This is a genomic window from Methylophilus sp. DMC14 (genome assembly GCF_056314085.1).
On sequence record NZ_JBQUZA010000006.1, the window covers coordinates 169,063 to 176,661 of the forward strand.

The 7,599-nt window shown below is 47.8% G+C and carries 4 protein-coding genes; all 4 read left to right on the forward strand.

Annotation, left to right across the window (positions count from 1 at the left end; all coding sequences use genetic code 11):
• Positions 1–112 precede the first annotated feature (112 nt).
• Positions 113–2,617: a methyl-accepting chemotaxis protein gene (locus ACT53C_RS12600; protein WP_476146574.1), complete on the forward strand. Its 2,505-nt coding sequence runs from the start codon at positions 113–115 to the stop codon at positions 2,615–2,617.
• 216 nt (positions 2,618–2,833) lie between these two features.
• Positions 2,834–5,479, forward strand: a complete 2,646-nt coding sequence (locus ACT53C_RS12605; RefSeq protein ID WP_476146576.1) for a methyl-accepting chemotaxis protein — start codon at positions 2,834–2,836, stop codon at positions 5,477–5,479.
• Between the two features lie 118 nt (positions 5,480–5,597).
• Entirely contained in the window at positions 5,598–5,822 is a 225-nt protein-coding gene (locus ACT53C_RS12610) for a hypothetical protein (RefSeq protein ID WP_194747579.1), read from the forward strand.
• A 209-nt stretch (positions 5,823–6,031) separates the two neighbouring features.
• Positions 6,032–7,599: MCP four helix bundle domain-containing protein (locus tag ACT53C_RS12615; RefSeq protein ID WP_476146578.1), on the forward strand; the 1,568-nt coding region annotated here is incomplete at its 3' end.

The window sequence follows — 7,599 nt, forward strand, 5'->3', positions numbered from 1 at the left end:
ATTGAAGGCCTGAAATTGTGGGCCTCCTTATTGAGCGGTTATCCTCTGTGGTAAAAAGTTGTGATTTCAAAGTCCTGTTGCAGGGCTTTGCCATTTTGAAGGTGGAAATACAATGAGAACCTGGCTAGGCATACTCAAGCAATGGATAACTGGATCTCATCATTCTCAACTCAGTGAGGTGGATCTAGAACGCTTGAACAGGATGGAGGCCCTCCATCGCGTCGTGGCGATGATTGAGTACGACCTAGATGGGAACGTGCTTGATGCCAATCAAACATTTTTAGACTTAACCGGTTATACGCGTGACGAAGTGCTCGGTCAGCATCATCGCATGTTCCTGCCATTGGGAAACCTTGATGCGCCAGAGCATAAGCAGTTTTGGCAAAAGCTTTGCAATGGAGAGGCGCTGACGGGCCAATTTAAACGCTTAAGCAAAGGAAACCGCGAAGATTGGATTGAAGGCAGCTTTATCCCGTTAAAAAACCAAGACGGGCAAGTGGTTAAAATCGTCAACTACTTTAGTCTCATCACCGCGCTTAAGGCACGTGAGCTTGAGAGCCAAGGCCAAATTGATGCCTTAAACCGGGTGCTTGGAGTCATTGAATTTTCGCTGGATGGCACGATTCTGGCATTGAATCAGAACTTTGCGCGGGTGACCGGTTACGATGCTGCTGAAGTGGTTGGTAAACATCATCGCATTTTCATGCCACACTCAGAAGCCAGCTCCTCGGACTACATCAGATTTTGGCAAGATCTTGCCAGAGGTGAGTTTAAATCCGGGATCTACAAACGCATTGCGAAAAATGGACAAGAGGTCTGGTTACAGGCGACCTATAATCCTATTTTAGACAGTGACGGCAAGCCGTTGAAGATCATTAAATTTGCTACTGATATCACACAGCAAAAGGCGCGAGACTTAGACTTGGCCAGCCAGTTGTCCGCCATTCGGCAAATCATGGCTGTGATTGAGTTTGACCTGCAAGGCAATATTCTGGATGCCAATGATAACTTCTTAAATACTGTTGGTTATCAGAAAAGCGCTGTTGTGGGCAAGCATCATAAAATGTTTGTTCCAAGCGACGTTCAACAATCCGCTGAGTATGTGCAATTTTGGCAAAAGCTGGCTCAAGGAAACACACAAGCGGGTGTTTATCAACGTGTCGCGGCGAATGGCAACCCACTATGGTTGCAAGCCAGCTACAATCCGATTTTAGACTTGAATGGCAAGCCCTACAAAATAGTCAAGTATGCGATTGATGTGACTGAGCAGCGCCTGCGTGATATCGATAACCAAGGGCAAATGACCGCTATCCAACGCTCATTAGGAACGATAGAGTTTTCGCTGGATGGTCATATTACTAAAGTGAACGCAAATTTCATGCAAGTCGTGGGTTATCAAGCGGCGGAACTGATTGGCAAACATCACAGTATGTTTATGCCACTGGAAGAGCGTCATTCAATGGAGTATAAAAACTTTTGGCATCGCCTTGGTCGCGGCGAATTCATGCAGGGTGTGTTTAAACGGATAGATAAACACGGCCAGGAAATTTGGCTCCAAGCGAGTTATAACCCCGTGCTTGATGAGCATGGGAAACCCATCAAGGTAGTGAAGTTTGCAACAGATATTACTCAGCAGAAACGTGCTGAAACAGGCTTGATGGAGGCCGTGCTATCGACTGAGCAATTACTGGAAGCGGCTCAGCACGGAGACATGACCGCACGCATAGACTTGCATGGTAAAGCGGATCAGATACTTAGTTTGTCCAACGGTATCAATCGCTTAATGGACCGTGTGTCTGAAATTCTGTTGCAAGTCAAAGAGGCCACCACCACGATCAATAGCGCAGCCAATGAAATTTCAACGGGCAATATTGATTTATCTACGCGCACAGAAAGACAAGCGCACAGCTTGCAGGAAACCTCCTCCAGTATGAGCCAACTGGCGGCAACGGTGAAGCAAAATGCTGAGAATGCATTGCAGGCAAACCGAATGGCAGAGGCGGCTTCCAAAGTGGCTGAGCGTGGTGGGGAAGTAGTGAATCAGGTCGTGGATACCATGACTGCGATCAGTCAAAGTGCGCGTAAGATTGAAGATATCATTTCAGTGATTGATGGGATTGCCTTCCAAACAAATATTCTGGCATTGAATGCGGCGGTTGAGGCTGCGCGTGCTGGCGAACAAGGTAAAGGGTTTGCTGTTGTGGCTGGAGAGGTGCGTAATCTGGCACAACGCTCTGCAAGTGCTGCCAGAGAAATCAAGGATCTGATTGCTGACTCTGTCAATAAAACCACGGAAGGTACACAACTGGTCGAAGGTGCAGGTCAAACCATGGTGGAGATTGTGCAGTCAGTCAAGCGCGTCAGCGATATTATCAGTGAAATTTCTGAAGCCTCGATTGAACAGACCTCAGGGATTGATAGTGTCAACCAAGCCATCACCAGCATGGACGATGTGACGCAGCAAAATGCAGCGTTAGTTGAAGAGGCGGCGGCCGCAGCCGAGTCTTTAGTTGAACAAGCCAGCCAATTGGCTGATCTGGTGGCTGATTTCAATCTGAATGAAGCAACTCAAAACAAAGCCAAACCACCTCTATCCCGAACAGGTACTTACAATTGATCCATTGAATGGTGGAAGAGTTGTTAGGACCTAGCAAACTCTGATTGAAGCCGACTGCAAAGTCGGCTTTTTCTTTTTTCAAATCTGCTATTTAACACGCGATCACATGCTTTTTCGGTATCTATGTTGCAGTTGTAATCTAATAAACTCACTGGCAGAAGTAAAAATTGTAATTTCGTCCTAGTGAAAATACAAAATATCGAAAGAGATCAGATTATGAAAATCAACTTGCCCGTGACACAAAAAGAGATTGAACTCAAAGAGGATGCCTCTATTGTGTCCAAGACGGATTTAAAAGGGGCCATCACCTATATCAATCGTGAGTTTATTGAAATCAGCGGCTTCAGTGAGGCGGAGCTGATAGGTAAAAATCACAATATTATCCGTCACCCGGACATGCCAGCAGCGGCGTTTGAGGACTTGTGGCGGACGGTGAAAGCAGGGAAGCCCTGGAACGGTATGGTGAAAAATCGCTGTAAAAATGGTGACCACTACTGGGTAGAAGCGAATGTGGCCCCCATCCGTGAAGGTGCAACCGTCATCGGGTATATGTCTGTTCGTAACAAAGTGAGCCGTGCACAGATTGAGCAGGCTGAAAAACGCTATCAACAGATGCGCGAAGGCAACATTCCACAACCTGGATGGGGTGAAAAACTGGTCGAAAAAGTGCATGACCTGCCGATTTTCTACAAGCTGTCAGCAGCCATGCTGACCCCGGTGGCTGTTGTTTCTTCAGTGGGCTTTTATCGTCATGATCCTGGCGCATGGGTAGGCATGGGGATGGGGATCGCGGCTGCATTGGTGGCTGGCGGCATTTTCTCGCTAAAACTGAAAAAGTCGATGGCTGTGATGGCACATGCGATTGAAGGCTTGGCTGGTGGCGAGTTGAATCTCAAGATTGATACGCGCGGCAACGACGAATTTGGCAGTTTGATGAAGACACTGAAGTCCATGCAAATCAAGGTGGGCTTTGATGTCAACGATTCTAGGAAAATGGCTGAAGAGGCGGGTCGTCTGCAAACCGCGCTGGATCAAAGTGCCACCGCCTTTTCCTACAGCGACAGTCAACATCAATTGCAATATATGAATGCTGCGGCCCGTAGCCTTTGGCAACAACTGGTAGATGAGATTACCAAAGAACAGCCAGGATTTACCTTGGAAAATATGTTTGGGAATGCGATTTCCAGTTATTTACCTGAGGCTTATCGCGCCGCATTCGCCGAAGTTTCCAAGATACCACGGGTGATTGAGTTTGCCGCTTATGGCAAAAAAATTCAAGCGACCATTGTTTCAGTGTATACCGCCAAGGGCGAATATCTGGGCCGTATGACGCAGTGGGATGATAAGACCGCTGAAGACATTGGTCAGCAAGAAGTGTTCCGCTTGGTGCGTGAAGCTTCTGCGGGCAACCTGAGACAACGTGTAGATCTGGGAAAACTGCCTGAAGGCTTTGTGCTTGAAATCGGTAAAGGTATTAACCAGATTCTGGATGCCTTGATTAATCCGCTCAATGTCGCCGCCAAATATGTTGAAGACATTTCTAAAGGGCATATCCCGGCAAAAATTACGGATACTTATCAGGGTGACTTTAATACCTTAAAAAACAACCTGAACCAGTGTATCGATGCCTTGAGTACCCTGATCGCTGAAATGAACCATATGAGTGCCGAGCACGATGCAGGTGACATTGATGTTGAGATCGATGTCACCAAATTTGATGGCGCTTATCGCACCATGGCTGGTGGCATCAACCAAATGGTGGGCGGCCACATTGCTGTCAAGAAAAAAGCCATGGCCTGCATGCAGGGACTGGGCGAAGGCAACTTTGATACTCCACTGGAAAGATTCCCAGGCAAAAAAGCCTTTATCAATGACACCATCGAACAGGTGCGTGCCAATTTGAAAGCCTTAAATGCGGATACCAGCATGTTAGCCGAGGCCGCCAGAGATGGTCGCATCAGTGTCCGAGCGGATGCAGCGCGGCACCCTGGCGATTACCGTAATATTATCGATGGTATCAACAATACGCTGGATCTGATTGTTGGGCCGATTAGTGCGGTGACTGAGGCGGTGGAAACAATCACGACCGCAGCCAATGAAATCTCCAGCGGTAACTCTGATCTTTCTGCCCGTACCGAACAGCAAGCCTCCAGCCTCGAAGAAACTGCGGCCAGTATGGAAGAACTTGCTTCTACGGTTAAACAAAATGCCGAGAATGCCAAACAGGCCAATCAGATGGCGCTGTCAGCCTCTAGTGTTGCAGCCAAAGGGGGCGAAGTGGTAGATGAAGTCGTCGCAACCATGAGCGCGATTAATGAAAGCGCCAAGAAGATTGAGGACATCATCTCAGTCATTGATGGGATTGCTTTCCAGACCAACATCCTGGCGTTAAATGCGGCGGTTGAGGCCGCCCGTGCAGGTGAGCAGGGCAGAGGGTTTGCCGTGGTGGCCGGTGAGGTGCGGAATTTGGCACAACGCTCTTCGACCGCGGCGCGTGAAATCAAGGAGCTGATTACGGACTCTGTTAATAAAACGGCGGAAGGCACTCGTCAAGTGGAGCATGCGGGGACCACCATGCAGGAGGTCGTCAGTTCTGTACAGCGGGTCGCAGATATTATCAGTGAAATTTCCGCAGCTTCTATTGAGCAGACCACGGGGATTGATCAGGTCAACGAAGCGGTGACCAGTATGGATGAAACCACACAGCAAAACGCAGCGCTTGTAGAACAAGCGGCGGCGGCGGCTGAATCCTTGGTGGATCAAGCCAATCATTTGGCTCAAGCGATCAGTCATTTTAAAGTGGACAGTGGCCGTTCTACAGCGGGGCATCAAGCCATGCGCAGAACCGGCACGCATGGCTAAAAATAAAGTTGTAATTGTTTTGTAACAACACTAAAGAAATCATAAGGTCTGTCGTTATTAACAATAAGTGGTAGTGAAAAGCCACCTAAACCATGGTTAATAATTTGATGGAGACTTTATGAAAAAACATTTGAAAACAACGTTAAGTATTATTGCATTATCAACATTGGCAACACCGCTGTTTGCGGCTGAAGTGTGCAAAGTGTCTATGATGGGCCGTGTCTGTTTTGAAGAGGGCAGCCCAGAATTGACTGCAGCGCACATGAAAGGTGACGCAGTGGCTGAATCATCAGCAGCGAAGAAAAAGGTAGATGTTGCTGAAGCTGAAAAAACCAAGAAGTAATTCATTTCTTGCTTTGAAAATCCCCCTCTGCAAAGGGGGATTTTTTATGCGTATCGCCAAGCGGTAGCCCCGGCAAAATACATGAAAACTTGAGTAGGAAAAGACCTGTAAAAAGCTTGTTTATTAGCGCATGAAATATGTTTGGAGTATTACAAAATAAACGAGAGTCTGATAAAGGCGAATAAAAATCTGGATTTGGAGTTTTAATTATGACCATTGCGAAGAGAATGTATATTCTGATTGCAGTTGCAGCGCTGGGGCTATTTACGCTAGCGACGCTCAGCTACTTTCAGACTGATCGTGTATTTAAATACACCAACGTTGCCAATGAAAATGCGGCACCCAGCATTGAGGCATTGGATGACACGCTCGCTGAGTTTGAGCTATTAAATAGCTTGATCTGGCAGCATATGCTGAATACAGACAACGTCAAAATGCAGCAGATTGAAAAGCAGGTTGCTGAGGTGCATGGTGATCTGATGGCTGCACTTAAAAAATACGACAGTCTGATCAGCGATGATAAAGACAAGCAGTTACTGCAAAAAGACTATGAGGCGATCAAGTCTTATGATGAGCTAGGTAGCAGCGTGCTGACGCTTTCGCTCTCTAACAAGAAAACAGAGGCCAGGGATGTGTTGCTGGCTAATCAGGCGGTGATTGAGCATGTTCAGAAAGCGATTCGTGAACATCGGGCCTACAACAATGAGATTGCTAAACAAGGGGCTGCTGCAGCGGTGAAGGTTAAGCAAAATGCATTGTTGATGCTGATTGCGATTGCCGGCCTCTCCTTGGCTGTCGTGGTTTCGATTGGTTTCTATATCAAACGCAGCCTGTTTAAGCAATTGGGTATGGAGCCTGCCGATTTAACTGTCATTGCACGCAACTTTGTAGAGGGCAATCTGACCCAGAAGATTGTGTTGCCTGAAGATGACAAAACCAGTGTTGCTTATTCTATCCGTGTACTGCAACGTACCTTGGATGGCCTGGTACAGTCATTGAACTATGTCAGCCAGCAGCATGATGAAGGCGATATTGATTGCACTGTTGATCAAAACCGCTTTAAAGGCGGCTACGCAGAAATGGCCGCCGGGATCAATAAAATGGTGGCTGGGCATATTGCCATGAACCGCAGTGCGATTGAAGTGGTGAAAGCGTTTGGCGATGGCAATCTGGATATGCCGTTGGAGCAATTCCCAGGCAAGAAAGCCTTTGTGAACGAAGCCATTGAGCAAGTGCGTACCAATATCAAGCGTCTGGTCAATGATACTGACGAGCTGGTGCATGCTGCCGTAGAAGGGCGTTTGTCCACCCGTGCGGATGCGAGCCAGCACCAGGGCGAGTTCCGCAAGATTGTCCAGGGCGTGAACGAGACGCTGGATGCGGTGATTGACCCCCTCAACGTGGCGGCCCAATATGTGTCCGATATCTCCAAGGGCAATATCCCGGCCAAGATTACCGACCACTACAATGGTGACTTCAACACGATTAAAGACAACCTCAACCAGTGTATAGACGCCGTCAATGCGCTGATTAGCGATGCCGACATGCTGTCACAAGCCGCGGTCGATGGCAGACTCACCACCCGTGCCGATGCCAGCAAACATAATGGAGACTTCCGCAAGATCGTCGAAGGCGTCAACAACACCCTGGATTCCGTGATTGGACCATTGAATGTGGCTGCGAACTACGTAGACCGCATCTCCAAAGGCGATATCCCCGATCGAATTACTGACCATTACAATGGCGACTTCAACGAGCTCAAGAACAACCTCAATAC